At 68.6% G+C, this 315-nt stretch carries 1 protein-coding gene; it reads right to left on the reverse strand.

Translation table 11 applies throughout. The annotated features are described in order from the left end of the window. The coding region (locus EN852_RS41970; protein WP_210238325.1) for a hypothetical protein at positions 1-236 on the reverse strand (236 nt) is incomplete at its 3' end. Positions 237-315 lie beyond the last annotated feature (79 nt).

Below are 315 nucleotides of genomic sequence, written 5' to 3' on the forward strand. Positions count from 1 at the left end.
AGCAGGGCCACGCGCGGGCCGTCCGGCCCGGACAGCGCCTGCCCCGCGGAGGTCGCCGCTGCGACAAAGCTTGCAGCACTCAGCGCATGTCGCCGCGCAAGCAATGTCTGCACCGCGTCTCCGGCTGAACCGGACGCCTCGCCGAGCCAAAGGCGGGCGAGGTCAAGTCCCGGATTGCCCAACACAAGATCGAATAGCGCGTCATTTGGCAGGCCGGCCGGCGCAGCACGCCACATTGGTTGCCTTCCCTGCGACAGCACCGAAGCGGCTCTTCCCGGCCAGCCAAAATCGCCGCCGTCGACATCGCCGTCGAAC

The organism is Mesorhizobium sp. M2E.F.Ca.ET.209.01.1.1, assembly GCF_004010375.2.
In the GTDB taxonomy this organism is placed as follows: Bacteria; Pseudomonadota; Alphaproteobacteria; order Rhizobiales; family Rhizobiaceae; genus Mesorhizobium.